Below are 15,465 nucleotides of genomic sequence, written 5' to 3'. Positions count from 1 at the left end.
AATTAGCCGTATTTTTTTATTATTGATTGACGCAAAGGCTTAATGAAATTTGTCATCCACGAATCAATAGTTTCAAGGTGAACTTTGTGGCTTCCATAACTTTCATAACGTATTTCTACATGCCAGTTTCTAAAAGCATCTGGCATATTCTTAGGTTGTAAATCAGGTAATATCTGAATGGCATTCTGAAAAAGTTTGCAAAGATCATGGCTAATCAAATTATATTGCTCCAAACACTCCTTTGAAACATTTTTAGAAGCATGCTTCTGTTGGAGTATAGCATATTTAAGGAGACATTCAACCACGTATCCGCTAAGATAATACACATTAGAGTGAAGTAACATTTTATCACCACAGTACTTACCAGTCGTATTCTTGATAATATAAGTACAGGTTTGAAAATGTTTGTTAGCAGCATCTCTATAATCAGCAATCTTCATTTATATTTATTTGAGTATGGGTTACAAAGATATTTAAAACAAGCTAAAGATCCAAATGTATTCACTATTGCAAATCCAATTTATGCAAGCTCATTTTAAATGAGTTCTAGACTTGTGCCAAAATATCCCTATACAGATATCCAAGATATTCAGCAAATGTTTATGCTATAGGATATTGGCTCTTGTGTAAATAATTCGAATTCTATAACATAACGAGCGTCAATCGATGGGCGAAATTCTTACCAATTCATTATACCATTTCTTTGGGTGTAATTTGTCGCTTTGTTGGTAGGCTTCTTCAAATAAAGGATATAAATCACGATACTTTCTACCTTGTCGAATAATTTCTCTCAGATCGGAGGAATCAAGAGGAATAATCTTCATGCCTTGAATAAAATTCTCATCATTTTGAGTATCATAATATGGAATATGCTTACGGCTTTTGAAGTCGCTTATAACATTGACATCAAGATGTGTGGTGGCAAAAATACAGTAATTATTGAAATCGCGCGTGCGAAGTAAGTGTCTACCAAGATGACGGGAGACCGGTTCCATCTCCATACGTCTTTGATTTGTGCTGTCAGCCAATGTTGCTTCTAGAAGAAGATTATGCTTCGGATAGAAGGGTGGCCAAGCGGCGTATTCATATACGATGTCAGCATCTCCACCGACAGCGTGTGTTACAGGTAGCAAATCGGCATCTAAAGAGAGTTTGAGATAATCGAGAATATGTCCCTTAAATTCACTTGTCTTATACCAAATAATACCAAGGACATACTCGAAGATAGTAGGAATGTCCGCATTGTCAGAAACTGCCTTAAAAATTGCATCGTCATTTCTTGAATCAAAATCGTTGAGTAATTTTATTAGTTGATCATCGGAGAAACGAGTTGTAATCATATTGTTGAAGCGTTCGTATTTCTGTTTTTTAGCCTCCGAACTCACTTCGTCAATTGAATTGAGATTGGTCCCCAATTCATTATTGAGCGCATCGAGAAGATGCTGTTCGTTAAGCTTTAAGGCTGGGCATATATCTTCCAAAGAAGTAAGCTGTTCTAGATTCTCAGCCTCAGAGTATGCGAGTTTATATAGCTCATGCATTGCTGAAGTAAAGAACGGTTTAGGAACAAGGTCGTATTTAAGTTGTCCGTTCTCAAAGAGGATTATATTAGATAACTTAATATAGCGACGATTAAGGTCAAAATAATCATATAAAGTGGATTTGACCTTATATAAATGTAAGTACTTGAAGAAAACTTCTTTAAACTTAGTTTCAGTATTAGCAGTTGTAAACTCCGTCACGTTTAAATGAGCGAGAGGATCATTTTTTATTGCTTTAGGAGAGATGGTATCAAAAAGCAATTCCCTCCAATATCTGCCAACTTGGATTTTCTTAGATATGTTGTAAACTTTAATAGCAGCGTCGGGATTATTATCTACAAAAAGCTGTTTAAGAGCAAGATAAAATTGGTAATAAATTTTATCATATTTACGGCTTTTTCTATTTATGCCGATGGCGGTAACAATCTCCTCGGAAACCTCTGTATTAATCCATGCATAGTAAGCATCTTGATAATTTTGTTGACGCATTATGTGCTGATAAATAATGTCATTCAATGAAATTTCTCCATTGCGTAGCTTAGTAATGGAATCAACAATACTAGAGGTTGCTTTTTCGGAAGTACACAGAGGCGCAAGATAGGTAAACTCTTCAAAAGTAAGAGGCCCAACTTCTGAAAGAAGGTATAGTAGTACGACAAATGGACGCACGTAGCCGTCCTTCAATGCGATTGAATGTTTGAGAAGCTGAGAAAGATAAATAAGACTGTCCTTGGATATGGACAAGATATTCTTAGAGGTATAATCTCCGCTACGGGAGATTTTAAGAATAGTTTCTCCTACCTCGGTTAGACGGTGGTCTCGATTTATAACGCCAATGTCAACGAGTCCAGAAGTTTTCTCACGTGCAGCCTTATACTTGATTTTATCATCGCCAGTAATGAAACTATTGTCGCGCATAAAATCATAGTAACGATTTTTGATTTCGTAAATATTATACGGCTGATTAGGGTGAAGATATTCCTTTTCCCATCCACATTTAGCATTATTTTCATCTTTCCAAAATTCAGAGAGAAGTTCAAGTTGTCTCTCAATTGAAAAGTTCATTTGTTTAGTTCGGAAAGAAGTAGTTCCAAAGTTCCAAACAAATGTGTTATAAGCCAAATGGCTCAAAATATATTCTAAATCCCTGTCGTCCATATTCTTCAAGGTTATTATAGTTCGTTATTAAAACTTCCTGTGTTCCCGAGTCTTTTCCCTTTACCTGATAATTAGAATTACTGTAATCCATTTGGATTTGATTCAAATTATAGTCGTTGTCATTGACCCAATCTAGTAAAATAGGGTTATCCTTGCCTTTGTGCCTTAGTACGTTCGATAAGGCAAAATGGATACCTCGATCATTAAGACCATCAAGAAATAGAAGTAAATCGTATTCGTCTTGTTTAGTCCAGCCACCATTCTCATTGTACGTCGCACCTGTAATTAGATATGGAGGGTCAACATACACAAGGCTGTTTTCAGTGAGAAAATCAGTATTGAAGTGTCTGAAGTCGAAGTTGGATATAGTGGTTTCTTGTCGTTGCAAGGCAATCATAAACTTCTTAAGTTTATTTTGCAACACATTGTTAAAATCTCTTTTACCTACTGGTAGATTGTAATCACCCTGTGAGTTGAATCTCATTTGATTGTTAAATCCAAAAACAATCAAAATGTAAAGGAGAGTATAATAATAATCATCATGCTCTTGTCGAGAGTTAAATTCATCGCGCAATGTAATGAATTTTTCACGATTATACTCGGAAACACCTTTCATGCAATTACCGCCATAAAAAGCGAAGTTATGTTCGGAAGTCCGAGAAAACTCATACTTATCTATAATGTGATTAATTTCTTGGATAAACGAATCAGGGTCTTTTGTGGCAAACAGACTCAATAGACCTATGAGTTGCGAAGACTTATCATTATAGACATGGTGTTGCGCTCGTGTATTAATACCTACATTGCAACCACCGCAGAACAAATCAACGAAATGGTCTATGTGCAATGGGAAGTATGGTAAGACTTGATCAAGAATACGAGCCTTACCTCCAATATAATTCAACGGTGAAACCGTGAAAAATTTATTCATCTCCGAACGGCGCATAAGAATAGTCTTTCTTGGTTTCCAACATTTTCACCTTTCCCCGCAGAAAATGGACGATAATCTTTAGTGAAAATTCTTACATCACCCCGAGTAGATAAAATGCGCATAATGTTTTCATCCGAAATTTTTGCATTGCTCCTGATTTGCAATTTATTGCCGTTATTGTTGTAGGACAACAATATATAGCGAGCGTTCAGATGATTAACTAAATACTCCAATTGTTTGGTGGCAGAAGTCCGGCAATATTCGCTTTTCATTGTGGAACGATCCATTTTACGCGCTATACCAAAAACTTTCGGTTTTTGCCAAATAGCAATATTTTCTAACAAATGGTAAGCATCACAATATTGACGAGAGTTATATGGAGGGTCAAGGTATGCAATATCACACTCATAATCCGATGCAATAAGATTTGCATCTGCATTTAAGCAGATATTGTTATCTGCTAACGGATAATCAAGAATTGGCATACGTAATATGATGTCGTTAGGCAAATCGGCTCCTTGAATGAAAGAATCGTAGTGTCCACAGGTCGCAGCGATTCTATCCATAGAATAAAACAGTGATGTGATAATTATTGCCCATTCCTTTTGGTTGACTGCTCCAGATTGAAACATTGATTCAATGGTTTCCCTTATGTAGCCTATTTTTTTGCATACATTCTCACTAAAGTATGTATTAGAAAAATTTTCACTGACATAGTTGGACTGATCTGAGGCATCGAAGGAGTTAAAATAGTTAATCAAATCAATAACCTTCTCATTCGAAAATGTTTGTGAAGAAAACCATGCGAGTGAAGAAATAAAGTTACTTCGCATTAAATCATTAACAATAAGGTGGCAATTAGTAAAGGCAGAAGCCACTGCGCCAGTACCAGCAAAAACATCGAAGAATGTATGAACATTAGCACACTCGTTCATTACTACTTCATGTATAAAAGGAAGTAGTTTGTATTTATTACCGAGGTAACGACGATTGCTTATGTTGATATATTCCATTTAATTATTAAAGATGAAACTCCTATGCAGTATCTGAGGGCTGACCGGGATCTGTAACGGCTGCAGGGGAGTTCTATAGTTTTTTTGATTTTGGCCGTAAGGCTTGGTTGGACTAAGCGGATTTGGCCGGTTATTTTTTCCTTTACTAAATCTTTGCCGGGGCAAAGCGACCAGAGGTCGGGGGAGGTCATTTTCAGATAAATGTTACTTAATTGCGAAGTTAACGTTTTTTTCTGAAATAATAGCCATAAACGAGTCGGAAAATCCAATCGTGTATAGTTTCGATTTTGCTTTTGATGTCGGCTGGAATTTCCGGATATGTCATAGTGTGAGGTGAGATCATGTTTAATATTTTATTCCGAGGCGAATGTGATTGCTGGGGCAGACAGTACAGTCCCTGATTATCTCAACTTTGATAATCTGGGGTAAAAAGCTGCGACTCGCAAGAAAAGAGTCAATTCTATGTCCTTGGTTGTTATCTCTTACCTCAAGGTTGTTTCGGAAGAAGTATGAGAATTCCTTTCTAAATGTCTTAAGTGCACGGAAAGTGTCAATAAGATGTCCCGTTTCCGTAAGTCTTATGAAGTTTTTGACCCTCCTTTCTGTAATAGAAACAGGTGTTTTTGTATCTCAATCTCCTGACGTAGCTCTTCTTCGGAAGGTAGAACTGTCAGATATTTTGACGCAAAAAGCTGTTTGCTGCCATTGAGCATAGAATATTTTGCAATGTCTTCGCTTGTCTCCGCGCAAAGCAATATCCCGATAGTCGGATTATCCCCCTGAGTACGTTTCAGGTCGTCATACATCCTGACATACATATCCATCTGTCCGACATCCTGATGCGTTATCTTGGTAGTCTTCAGGTCAATCAGCACAAAACATTTTAGCAAGTAGTTATAGAAAACGAGGTCAATGTAATAGTCACCGGCATCAGTCACAATGTGCTGCTGGCGCTCAACAAAGGCATATCCTTTGCCAAGTTCCATAAGGAATTGCTGGAGATGTGTGATAAGGGCACTTTCAAGCTCGCTTTCTGTATAGGTAGAATCTTTTGCAATCATCTGGCGTCCTCGTTTTTCTCGCCGAGAATTGCTTTGATATGTGACCAAGTAAGATTTTGCACACGCGTGTGCAAAATCTACCATTCTGGGAAATAAACATATAGCTGTCTATAATAGGCAAGACTTCGAGGATTATAGCTCTTGCCTAATTCAAAGGTTAATTCGCGGGACAGAATATTAATCATATTAGAACCATATTCCGCCCGGAGTTCTCCGTTTTGGTCTTCTTCGACAATACGTTTGCCAATAGCCCATCGTTCATGGATTATTGTAATATTGAGAGAATACGCTGCTTCTGTTCTATATTTACGAACAATACCGCGTATATCACTAACAAATTGTGATAGACTCTGTGGGTTCATATTTATATGATTTTTGCATATATTGTCGGGGAAATTATGCTTGAATATTTAGTCGAAGCTATCGAGGGTCGGATTCACTGCTTCCAAGTGATTTCGGGGTGGCCGTTGAAGTGGTTGATGTAGCGGGCGAGGATGAAGAGGTAGTCGCTGAGGCGGTTGATGTAGGTGAGGACTGCGGGGTGGACGTATGCGCCGGTGTCGGCGAGGGTGAGGATGTCGCGCTCGGCACGGCGGCAGACGGTGCGGGCTACGTGGGCGTGGGCAGCTCCTATAGATCCTCCGGGGAGGACGAACTGACGCAGCTGCGGGACGGATGAGTCGAGGAGGTCTATCTGATGTTCGAGTTCCGAAAGCAGTTCGGGTGCGATCGGTGAGGGAGATTCTTCGTCTTTGGCAGGAGAGGCGATGGTGACGTCGTCGGAGGGGGTGGCGAGATAGGCTCCGATGTTGAAGAGGGTGTTGTTGATGGTGAGGAGGGTCGATGTCACGAAGTTGTCCATGTCAGCGCAGTGGGCCTGCACGAGTCCGATCATGGCGTTGAGTTCATCGACGCTTCCGTAGGCCGAGACGCGGGGTGAGTTTTTGGCGATGCGCTGGCCGCCGATGAGTGATGTGGTGCCGGCGTCGCCGGTGCGGGTGTATAGGAGGCTTTTTTTCATGATTACATGGGGGATTTTGGTTTAACGGACAAATTTACGTAAATTTGCATCATTATAGAATAACAATCACGATATAAAAAACAATCGTGGTAGCATAAATATATAAATAATCGTGATATAAAACGATCGTGGCCCGATTTTGCTTCAATAAAGAAAGATGCCGGACAGGTCAGCGGGCCGCGGGATTGCCGGATGATGTGTCGTGGCACAGAGGTTCATGCCTTACAAGGTGTCCGGTAATACATCGTGAATAAAAGAAGTAACCCAACACAAAACAATCAAGTTATGTTTTCAGGTATAGTAGAGGAGGCCGCTCAGGTGGTCGAAGTCGTGCGCAAGGAGGGCAATGTGGATCTCCGCGTGAAGTGCAGTTTTACGGATGAACTCAAGATCGACCAAAGTGTGGCTCACAACGGAGTGTGTCTGACAGTGGTGTCGCTTCCCGGCGACGGTACATACACGGTGACTGCCATTCAGGAGACTCTCGAACGCAGTAACCTCGGTCTGCTTGAGGCTGGCAGTCTCGTGAATCTCGAACGTTCGATGATGATGAACGGCCGTCTGGACGGTCATATCGTCCAAGGCCATGTGGATTGCACGGCAGTCTGCGAGGCTATCGAGGAAGTGGAGGGTAGCCGATATTATAAGTTTACTTATGATGTCGCTCCCGAAATGGCTGCGAAGGGCTATGTCACTGTCGAGAAGGGTTCGGTGACGGTCAATGGCGTGAGCCTCACCGTCTGCGACTCGGAGCGATACTCATTCCGCGTGGCAATCATCCCTTACACGTTTGAGCACACGAATTTTAAGGATATCAAGGTGGGCAGTGTGGTCAATATCGAGTTTGACATCATCGGCAAGTATCTCGCACGTCTCAAGGAGTTCTGAGCGAGAGCCTGACGACGCTGTGTCAAAATCAACATGGAATTTATCTGTTTTGTCGCGGCCTTGTGAAGTCAACTAAATGGAGGTCGGCATTGTTATATTCAATGCATGATGGTTAATTAACAATGCATAATTCATAATGCATTTGTGCTTGAAAATGTTGATTTTAACTTTTTTAATTAAAATTTTCAACACCGAAGCAATAAAATAGCCTATCTTTGCAGACTTGATAATAACTTAAAAACGATATATAGATTATGGAAAATAAAGAATTAGATCGCATCAGCTATGCTCTCGGACTGAGCATGGGTAACAATTTCCGTGCGAGCGGTATCCAGCAGATCAATGTCGAGGATTTCGCCGACGGTGTTGCCGCTGTGTTCTATGGCAGCGAACCTAAGATGTCATACGACGAGGCAAAGGCTGAGATTCAGAAATATTTCTCCGCTCTCGAAGAGAAGCAGCGTGCCGAGGCCGCTAAGATGGCTGAAGTCAACGAAGCAGCCGGCAAGCAGTTCCTTGAGGAGAACGGTAAGCGTGTAGAAGTCAAGACCACAGCCTCCGGCCTTCAGTATGAAGTGCTTCAGGATGGTGACGGCGAGATTCCTACTGCTCAGGATCAGGTGGAGGTTCACTACACCGGTAAGCTCATCGACGGAACGGTGTTTGACAGCTCTGTGGAGCGCGGTGTGCCCGCTACGTTCGGTGTCACTCAGGTGATCCCCGGATGGGTCGAGGCTCTTCAGCTCATGAAGGCCGGTTCGAAGTGGCGTCTGTTCATCCCCTCGCAGCTGGCCTACGGTCCGCAGGGTGCGGGTGGCGTGATCGGCCCGAACTCGACTCTGATTTTCGATGTCGAGCTTCTGAAGGTGATCAAGAAGTAAAGTCTGTCAGGAGTATCCTGCAGGATACTGCCCGAAGGCGCAAAGATACCATTTTCATAATGCGTGGTGCGGACGCTAAATCTTAGCGGCCGCACTGACGCATTTTCCGCGTAAAATGGAAAAAGAGAAAACACAAAATCATATACAACTAACTTATCCAAAAAATTTTATGAAAAAGCTTATCATGGCTTGCGGCGTTGCCGCACTGATGCTTGGCGCAGTTTCATGCGGCAATTCATCATCATCCAACAGTGCAAACAAAGGTTTTGGCGATTCACTTTCAGTGGCAATGGGCGACGCTCAGGGTAGCCGTCTGCTCTCTGAATACATGACTCTCCCTGAGGATCAGAAGGAAAAGATCAACAAAGAGGATCTTCTCCGCGGTCTCAAGCAGGTGATCATGACCGATACCACCCAGCAGGGCTATCTCACCGGTATCAGCTTCGGTCTGCAGCTCGTCGGTCAGCTCTTCCGCTATGAGGAAGCAGGTGTGCCCATCGACCGTGCGAAACTTTACGAGGCATACGCTAAGGCATTCACTGCCGATACCATCAACTCGGAGGCTATGCGTGAGGCTCAGACTACTTTCCAGATGCTCGCCGAACAGGCTCAGCAGAAGATGATGGAGTTCTATCAGCAGAAGGAAGCTGAGGCTAAGGCCGCTAAGGAAAACAGCCCCGAAGCTAAGGAGAACATTGCTGCCGGCGAGGCTTATCTGAAGGATCAGATGGCTAAGGATCCCTCGATCAAGGTGACTGCTTCAGGTCTCGGCTACAAGGTGATCAGCGAAGGTGAGGGTGAGGCTGTCGGTTCAAACGGTAGCGCAAAGGTGAAATATACCGGTAAGCTCATCGACGGTACTGAGTTCGACAAGAATTCTGACGGTGTGACCATGAACCCCAACCGTGTCGTTCCCGGTTTCGGTGAAGGTCTCTCTATGATGAAGAACGGTGCTCACTATATCCTCTACATCCCCGGCAATCTTGCATACGGTGTTGACGGTAATCCTCAGGCCGGTATCGCTCCCAACGCTATGCTCGTGTTTGAGGTCGAGACTTCTGACGTTACTCCCGCTAACTAATCAATCTGATTAGAGTAAAATAAAATTGCCCCGGCTGCATCATTTGTTTGTGATGCAGCCGGGGCTTTATGTTGTGTGGTGGTAAGGAGGGCGGACGTCTTTCAGACACGCGGCGGGGGCGTTTTGCGGAATGGCCACCCTGCACGATCAGGCTTCAACTTCGATGCGGAGGTGGGAGTCGGGGTAGCGGAGGACGAGGCAGGAGGCTTCGGTGAGGACTACGCCTTCGGTGTTGCGGACGCCTTGCTTACGGAAACTGATGCGTTCGGCCGAGAAGGGGACGTGAGTGTATTTGGTGATGTAGTCCGGATCGATCACCATGCCGCAATTTTCCTTGCCGCAGAGGTCGAATACTTCGGAATGATGCACGTAGAGCGTGCCGAACTTCGTGACGATGAGGTGGAAATCCACACCCCACACGCATTCTTTATCCTCTGAGCTTATGGCCTTGATGTGGGGACAGTTGTTGAGGGCTTCTATGAGACCCGAACCGCCGAGGAGCACTTTACGCGACGAGCCGGAGCGTCCGGTGAAGGCTGCACGCGAGAGAGCAACGAGTGCTTCGGACGATATTGTCCCGGCAGGATAGGTGAATGTACGGTCGGTCTGATTCCAGATGCCGCCCGTGAAGAGGATTTCATCGGGATTGTCGCCGATGGCCACTCGTGCACGCGCTCCGAAGAGAAACGATTTTTCCATGCCCATACGCATGTCCATGATGGCTACTTCCTCCTGATCGGAGAAGTTCCAGCCGACTTCTTTGTCGGAAAGTCGCTGATACAGACTTTCTTCTATTTGAGATTTGAAGATTTGGCAGTAGTTATAGTCCTTTCGGGGGAGGGCTATGTACTGGGCGGTCTGAACATCGAGTTCGCGGGCCGCACGACCCATGCGGATTATAGTGTCGCCCTTGTTGATATTGCCGGCTTCAAGGGCTACGGCGGTGTCGGGGATGTTGACGGGTACGAGGGTGAGGATGTCGGCGTTGATGGCCGAAATGTAGGCCACGAGAGCCTGTCCCTTATAGACTCCTTCGCTGACGGTAATGGTCGGAATGAGGACAGTCTCAGTCTCGGAGAAAATAGACCCTTTTTCGACGGTGAGGTCAAATGACTGGCCGCTTGTGAGGGAGAGATTACGAAGTGTCTGGCTGACTTTCGTGCTTCCGGGTTTGGTATCGACCGAATAGTAATCCACCCGCATGGAATTGGCTTTGCGGGCACCAACCATTCGTGAGATCTGGTCAAGCGGAGTGGAGGAGGGACGGATCTTTACGATGCGTTCGTCGATGGCACTGCGGAGGAGTGAGGGTGCGAGTTCGTTGGTTATTGAGGTGGTGAGAGGTTTGGACATTGGTTTTAAGGTTTAGAAGTTTTAGTTTAAAGTTTAAAAGGAGGGATTGGATCAGTCTGGCCATGCGGAATGGCGGGGTGTGGAGAGGATGCGCGATGTGGGGTCGTCATTGTCGGGACAGTTCAGTGGATCATCGTTGAGACAGTCCGTGGGATAGTCGTCGTCGGTAGGTGTGTCGGGGAGTGTGATGTCGGGATTGGAGGGGGTTGATTCCGGATGGCGGACAAATTCAAGTGGAGCTGGCATGGTTTTTAAGTATAGAGGTTAAAGTATAGAGTATAAATAATGGTTTGGATGGTGGTTTGTTGAGTTTTTTGTAGGATGGGGTTTGAAGGGAGTTATTTGGGTGATGGGGGACGGTGATTTGGAACAATGCAAAGTTACGACCGCAATTACCCCAAAAAGGTGCGATAATGAAAAACAGGTGTAGATGCCGTGTCAAAATCTCCCCGGAATTTATCCATTCTGACGCACCTACATAAAAAAACTCCTGCCGGATGGAGAATCCGGCAGGAGCTGGTTGATTGTGAATAAGTATCTTTATATATATAGTTGGTGTTAGTCAAGTGATCAGTCGGCGTCGAGAGTACAGATTGAAACTCGGTTCCAAGATTCCTCGCTGAACATGTGGCCGATACCTTCACCTTCAGCATTGATGCGGTCGGGGTTGATCTTGTAACGCTTGATGAGGGCGTTCTTGACAGATTCTGCACGAGCCTTGGCGAGACGTTCGTTGACTTCAACAGGACCGTCGGCTGATGCATAACCACGAACCTGAACGGTTGATTTGGGATGGTTGTTGAGGTAAGCTGCAATCATCTCGATGTTGGGCTGCTGGTCGGCTGTAATAGTGCTTGAACCGATCTTGAAGAAGACGTAGCGTACAGATTCGAGATTGTTTTCCTTAACCACCTTGACCTGAGCAGGCTTAGAGTTGGCTGCTGCGAGTGCTGCGGTGAGTTCCTGATTCTTGGCGTTGGCTGCTGCGAGTGCTGCGTCCTTACCATTGACTTCAGCGCGGAGGGCGTTCACGCGGCTGTTGAGATCAGAGATCTCGCCTGAGTAGTCAGGACAGCTTACGCACTGGAAGCCGGGGCCGAAGTTGTAGTTGAGGCCGACCATGAGGTTGAAGTTCGCACGCTTGAGGTCAAGACCCTGATCGCGGTAGGCTGTACCGTTGCCGGTTACGTTCCAAAGCACGCTTGGCTTGAGCGAGATGCTGAAGTGGTCAGTTACGTTGAAGTTGAAATTGAGACCGGCCTTGGCACCGATGTTGCTGTGGTCGCTGCCGTAGCTTACATAGTCATGAAGCCAACCGATACCTGCAACTGCCTCTACTGTGACGGGACGCTGATCGCAGCTGAAACCGGCGAATGCGTTTGTGAGGTTGAATGCACCGTAAGCACCGACATAGGTGTTGTCAAATGCAGTCTTGCTGTGGCGGCCACCGTTGACCGATGAAGTATTGATGCCTGCAATACCTTCAACTCCGAGACCGAAGAGAGGCGAGATCTGCTTACCGATGTGAACGCCGACTGTCGGACGGATGTTCTGGAAGAAGGAATGACCCTTGAGAGGAGTGGTGATGCCACCGTCGAGACCTATCTGCCAATTATCACCAAATGTAGGGCGTTCGATAATGTCCTGTGCCGAGGCACTCATAAGACAGCTGACAAGAGCTGAAGCAAGAAGAATACGTTTCATATTAGTTGCCTTTTAGTTGATGTGAAGTGTGTGTTTTGGAAACAAAAATGTTTCGTTCTCTAATTATTGGATAGTTGTTTATTTAATTCTGAATGTTGTTTGAATTGAGGAGATTTTGAATAGTTGAAATTTTGAGGAGCTTTATCTCAAAAACAACCATGGGGAGGGAATTGGTTCTGTTGTTAACAGTATTTAACGTTTTGGCATCCTCCTGACTGCAAGCAGGACTTATTGTAAAATCAACGATAAGGCCATCGGATGAATATGGCCATAATGGGGAAGAAAACAGAGGATTTAAGGAGAAAAAGCAGGGGTGATGGAATACTTATTGTAAAAAAGACGTAAAGAAGAGGCTTATTGTAGATGGTATGAAAAGAAAATGCTGCCAATTTTGATGTTATACAACATATTTTTCGGCTTGAAGTGGAGTGGGAAAAATTAGTAATTTTGTCCGGGCAAGCAGAAAAACCATCTGTCGGCCAATAGACTAATCATAACTTTTATATATCTAAACCATTGAATTTCTTTTATGGCTTCACTTGCCAATAACCACATCTCGGTAGATTGCGTCGTTTTCGGTTTCGATGGAGAAAATCTCCGGGTACTGCTTCTTAAACGCAGAGGCACCGATGTATGTGGCGAAATGTTTTCGGACAATAAGCTTCCCGGCTACCTTATCTATCAGGATGAGGATCTTGACGATGCTGCCTCAAGAGTGCTGAAGGATCAGACCGGTCTGACCGGTGTCGCCCTCACGCAGTTCAAGGCTTTCGGATCAAAGGACCGCACGAGCAAGCAACGTGATGTCCATTGGCTCGAAAAGGAACAGGCCAAGGTGAAGCGTATAGTCACCATCGCATACTTTTCGCTGGTTAAACTCGACAAGAATCTGGAGAAGAATGTCAATCATGAGACTGCTGAGTGGAAAAAGCTCAATGAGCTCGGCGAGCTGGCTTTTGACCACAATCAGATCATCGAGGAGGCTCTCCGGGCCATCCGCCGTGAGGCCGACAACAATCGTGCACTCATCTTTGACCTCCTGCCTAAGAAATTCACGGCCTCGCAGTTCAGGATGCTCATGGAAATCCTCTATGGGAAACCGCTTGATGTGAGAAATTTCCATAAAAAGATATCCCAGATGCCATATATAATACCTCTCGAAGAGCGTCAGCAGGGTGTGGCCCACAGAGCTGCCCGCTATTACCGCTTCGATAAGAAAGCTTACAGTGGCTCACGCTGAAAGATGAGAGGGAGACGACTGATGATATAGCGGACGCACAGCGATGCGTCCACGCAATGTAATAAAAAGTAATACTTAGCACAACGAAAAAATGTATCTTTTAGGATATGATATAGGCAGCTCATCTGTAAAAGCGAGCCTTGTAAATGCCGAAACCGGCAAGACAGTTGCATCGGACTTCTATCCCAAGACGGAGGCCGAGATCATAGCAGTGAAACCCGGTTGGGCCGAGCAGCGTCCACAGCAGTGGTGGGACTGCCTGAAACATGCCACGGAGAGCGTCCTTGCCTCCTCGAAAGTCGATCCGAAGGAGATCAAGGCCATCGGTATCTCGTATCAGATGCATGGTCTGGTCATGGTCGATAAGGATAAGCAGCCGTTGCGTCCGGCTATCATCTGGTGTGACTCGCGCGGTGTCCCCTATGGCGAGAAAGCGTTCGACGCACTCGGCGAGGAGCACTGTCTGAGCCATATACTCAATTCTCCCGGCAACTTCACCGCTACCAAGCTCGCTTGGGTCAAGGAAAATGAGCCGGAGGTGTTCGGGAAGATCGATAAGATCATGCTTCCGGGCGACTACATCGCCATGCGTCTTACGGACCGCATCTGCACCACGGTTTCGGGCCTTTCAGAAATGATGCTCTGGGACTTCAAGGAGTGCAAGGTTGCGGATTTCCTCATGGAATATTTCGGCTATTCCGACAGCATAATTCCTGAAATCGTCCCGACCTTCTCGATACAGGGCCGTGTGACGGCTGAGGCTGCCGCGGAGCTTGGGCTGGCCGAAGGGACACCGGTGTCATACCGCGCAGGTGACCAACCGAACAATGCTCTTTCGCTCAACGTGTTCAATCCGGGCGAGATCGCATCAACCGCAGGCACATCCGGAGTGGTCTATGGTGTGCTCGGCGAGGTGAATTATGACACCAAGAGCCGCGTCAATACTTTCGCTCATGTCAACCACAGCGATGACGCCACACGTCTTGGTGTGCTTCTGTGTATCAATGGCACAGGCATCCTCAATTCTTGGAGCAAGCGCACAGTGGCTCCCGAAGGGATCGGATATGCAGAGATGAACGATGTCGCCGCTCAAGCCCCGATCGGATCGGCCGGCGTGTCGGTGATCCCCTTCGGCAACGGTGCAGAGCGTGTCCTCCAGAACAAGGAGGTCAACTGCTCGATCCACGGTGTGAACTTCCTTACTCACAATAAATCGCATCTTCTGCGTGCGGCGCAGGAAGGCATCGTGTTCTCGTTCATGTACGGTATGGAGATCATGGAGCAGATGGGAATGCCTATCAGCAAGATCCACGCCGGACATGCCAACATGTTCCTTAGCCCCCTCTTCCGCAACACCCTCGCCGGTGTGAGCGGCGCAACCATCGAGCTTTATGATACCGACGGCTCTGTAGGTGCGGCCAAGGGTGCAGGCATGGGTGCGGGTATATACCGCGACAACAACGAGGCTTTCGCTTCGCTTGAGAAGATCGAGGTCATCGAGCCGTCGGTCGCCGACCGTCAGGCTTATCAGGATGCCTACGCTCTCTGGAAGGAACGTCTGATGCGTGAACTCTGATACGCTCTGCCGATAGT

The 15,465-nt window shown here is 45.5% G+C and carries 15 protein-coding genes; 5 read left to right on the top strand and 10 right to left on the bottom strand.

The features are described 5' to 3' along the window. Positions 1-2: 2 nt before the first annotated feature. From K2G41_RS10315 to K2G41_RS10290, 7 genes are all read right to left on the bottom strand, one after another. On the bottom strand, positions 3-440 hold the full coding sequence (locus K2G41_RS10315; RefSeq protein ID WP_300117894.1) for a hypothetical protein: 438 nt from the start codon (positions 438-440) through the stop codon (positions 3-5). 219 nt (positions 441-659) lie between these two features. Continuing rightward, entirely contained in the window at positions 660-2,699 is a 2,040-nt protein-coding gene (locus K2G41_RS10310; protein WP_300117892.1) for an AlwI family type II restriction endonuclease, read from the bottom strand. Next, positions 2,653-3,630, bottom strand: a complete 978-nt coding sequence (locus tag K2G41_RS10305) for a Dam family site-specific DNA-(adenine-N6)-methyltransferase (RefSeq protein ID WP_300117890.1) — start codon at positions 3,628-3,630, stop codon at positions 2,653-2,655. Before K2G41_RS10305 ends, K2G41_RS10310 begins: the two co-directional genes overlap by 47 nt. Continuing rightward, positions 3,627-4,643 (bottom strand): DNA adenine methylase, encoded by a 1,017-nt coding sequence (locus tag K2G41_RS10300; protein ID WP_300117888.1) that lies wholly within the window; start codon positions 4,641-4,643, stop codon positions 3,627-3,629. The genes K2G41_RS10305 and K2G41_RS10300 overlap by 4 nt, the downstream gene beginning before the upstream one ends. Positions 4,644-5,221: 578 nt before the next feature. Continuing rightward, positions 5,222-5,788, bottom strand: a complete 567-nt coding sequence (locus tag K2G41_RS10295) for a PDDEXK nuclease domain-containing protein (protein ID WP_366145422.1) — start codon at positions 5,786-5,788, stop codon at positions 5,222-5,224. Beyond that, entirely contained in the window at positions 5,782-6,066 is a 285-nt protein-coding gene (locus tag K2G41_RS12415) for a DUF1016 N-terminal domain-containing protein (protein WP_366145421.1), read from the bottom strand. The genes K2G41_RS10295 and K2G41_RS12415 overlap by 7 nt, the downstream gene beginning before the upstream one ends. Positions 6,067-6,140: 74 nt before the next feature. Next, entirely contained in the window at positions 6,141-6,725 is a 585-nt protein-coding gene (locus K2G41_RS10290; protein WP_300117886.1) for a cob(I)yrinic acid a,c-diamide adenosyltransferase, read from the bottom strand. A gap of 285 nt (positions 6,726-7,010) precedes the next feature. On the opposite strand from K2G41_RS10290, the gene K2G41_RS10285 reads away from it, so the two are divergent. The 3 genes from K2G41_RS10285 (at position 7,011) to K2G41_RS10275 (ending at position 9,575) form a co-directional block, all read left to right on the top strand. Next, positions 7,011-7,613, top strand: a complete 603-nt coding sequence (locus K2G41_RS10285) for a riboflavin synthase (protein WP_300117884.1) — start codon at positions 7,011-7,013, stop codon at positions 7,611-7,613. A gap of 254 nt (positions 7,614-7,867) precedes the next feature. After that, complete coding sequence (locus tag K2G41_RS10280) at positions 7,868-8,494, top strand: FKBP-type peptidyl-prolyl cis-trans isomerase (protein WP_300117882.1); 627 nt, start codon at positions 7,868-7,870, stop codon at positions 8,492-8,494. Between the two features lie 169 nt (positions 8,495-8,663). Further along, entirely contained in the window at positions 8,664-9,575 is a 912-nt protein-coding gene (locus tag K2G41_RS10275) for an FKBP-type peptidyl-prolyl cis-trans isomerase (protein WP_300117880.1), read from the top strand. Positions 9,576-9,722: 147 nt separating this feature from the next. Here the strand turns inward: K2G41_RS10275 and K2G41_RS10270 are convergent, their stop codons facing one another. The 3 genes from K2G41_RS10270 to K2G41_RS10260 form a co-directional block, all read right to left on the bottom strand. Next, positions 9,723-10,928, bottom strand: coding sequence for a hypothetical protein (locus K2G41_RS10270; RefSeq protein ID WP_300117878.1), 1,206 nt, complete (start codon positions 10,926-10,928; stop codon positions 9,723-9,725). A gap of 51 nt (positions 10,929-10,979) precedes the next feature. After that, positions 10,980-11,174 (bottom strand): hypothetical protein, encoded by a 195-nt coding sequence (locus K2G41_RS10265; protein ID WP_300117876.1) that lies wholly within the window; start codon positions 11,172-11,174, stop codon positions 10,980-10,982. A 324-nt stretch (positions 11,175-11,498) separates the two neighbouring features. After that, positions 11,499-12,632, bottom strand: a complete 1,134-nt coding sequence (locus K2G41_RS10260) for an OmpA family protein (RefSeq protein ID WP_300117874.1) — start codon at positions 12,630-12,632, stop codon at positions 11,499-11,501. 529 nt (positions 12,633-13,161) lie between these two features. Between K2G41_RS10260 and K2G41_RS10255 the strand changes: the two genes are divergently transcribed. Next, on the top strand, positions 13,162-13,872 hold the full coding sequence (locus K2G41_RS10255) for an NUDIX domain-containing protein (protein WP_300117872.1): 711 nt from the start codon (positions 13,162-13,164) through the stop codon (positions 13,870-13,872). Positions 13,873-13,963: 91 nt separating this feature from the next. After that, positions 13,964-15,448, top strand: coding sequence for an FGGY family carbohydrate kinase (locus tag K2G41_RS10250; protein WP_300117870.1), 1,485 nt, complete (start codon positions 13,964-13,966; stop codon positions 15,446-15,448). The last annotated feature ends 17 nt before the right edge of the window (positions 15,449-15,465 follow it).

This window comes from Duncaniella sp., assembly GCF_029056165.1.
Classification (GTDB): domain Bacteria; phylum Bacteroidota; class Bacteroidia; order Bacteroidales; family Muribaculaceae; genus Duncaniella.
The sequence above is the reverse complement of the archived record's forward strand: the minus strand, read 5'-3'. Positions and strand labels throughout refer to the sequence as shown.

Excerpts from the sequence above, each read along its gene's own strand:
- K2G41_RS10315 (WP_300117894.1), bottom strand. The coding sequence starts at position 440 with ATGAAGATTGCTGATTATAGAGATGCTGCTAACAAACATTTTCAAACC.
- K2G41_RS10310 (WP_300117892.1), bottom strand. The coding sequence starts at position 2,699 with ATGGACGACAGGGATTTAGAATATATTTTGAGCCATTTGGCTTATAAC.
- K2G41_RS10305 (WP_300117890.1), bottom strand. The coding sequence starts at position 3,630 with ATGAATAAATTTTTCACGGTTTCACCGTTGAATTATATTGGAGGTAAG.
- K2G41_RS10300 (WP_300117888.1), bottom strand. The coding sequence starts at position 4,643 with ATGGAATATATCAACATAAGCAATCGTCGTTACCTCGGTAATAAATAC.
- K2G41_RS10295 (WP_366145422.1), bottom strand. The coding sequence starts at position 5,788 with ATGGTAGATTTTGCACACGCGTGTGCAAAATCTTACTTGGTCACATAT.
- K2G41_RS12415 (WP_366145421.1), bottom strand. The coding sequence starts at position 6,066 with ATGAACCCACAGAGTCTATCACAATTTGTTAGTGATATACGCGGTATT.
- K2G41_RS10290 (WP_300117886.1), bottom strand. The coding sequence starts at position 6,725 with ATGAAAAAAAGCCTCCTATACACCCGCACCGGCGACGCCGGCACCACA.
- K2G41_RS10285 (WP_300117884.1), top strand. The coding sequence starts at position 7,011 with ATGTTTTCAGGTATAGTAGAGGAGGCCGCTCAGGTGGTCGAAGTCGTG.
- K2G41_RS10280 (WP_300117882.1), top strand. The coding sequence starts at position 7,868 with ATGGAAAATAAAGAATTAGATCGCATCAGCTATGCTCTCGGACTGAGC.
- K2G41_RS10275 (WP_300117880.1), top strand. The coding sequence starts at position 8,664 with ATGAAAAAGCTTATCATGGCTTGCGGCGTTGCCGCACTGATGCTTGGC.
- K2G41_RS10270 (WP_300117878.1), bottom strand. The coding sequence starts at position 10,928 with ATGTCCAAACCTCTCACCACCTCAATAACCAACGAACTCGCACCCTCA.
- K2G41_RS10265 (WP_300117876.1), bottom strand. The coding sequence starts at position 11,174 with ATGCCAGCTCCACTTGAATTTGTCCGCCATCCGGAATCAACCCCCTCC.
- K2G41_RS10260 (WP_300117874.1), bottom strand. The coding sequence starts at position 12,632 with ATGAAACGTATTCTTCTTGCTTCAGCTCTTGTCAGCTGTCTTATGAGT.
- K2G41_RS10255 (WP_300117872.1), top strand. The coding sequence starts at position 13,162 with ATGGCTTCACTTGCCAATAACCACATCTCGGTAGATTGCGTCGTTTTC.
- K2G41_RS10250 (WP_300117870.1), top strand. The coding sequence starts at position 13,964 with ATGTATCTTTTAGGATATGATATAGGCAGCTCATCTGTAAAAGCGAGC.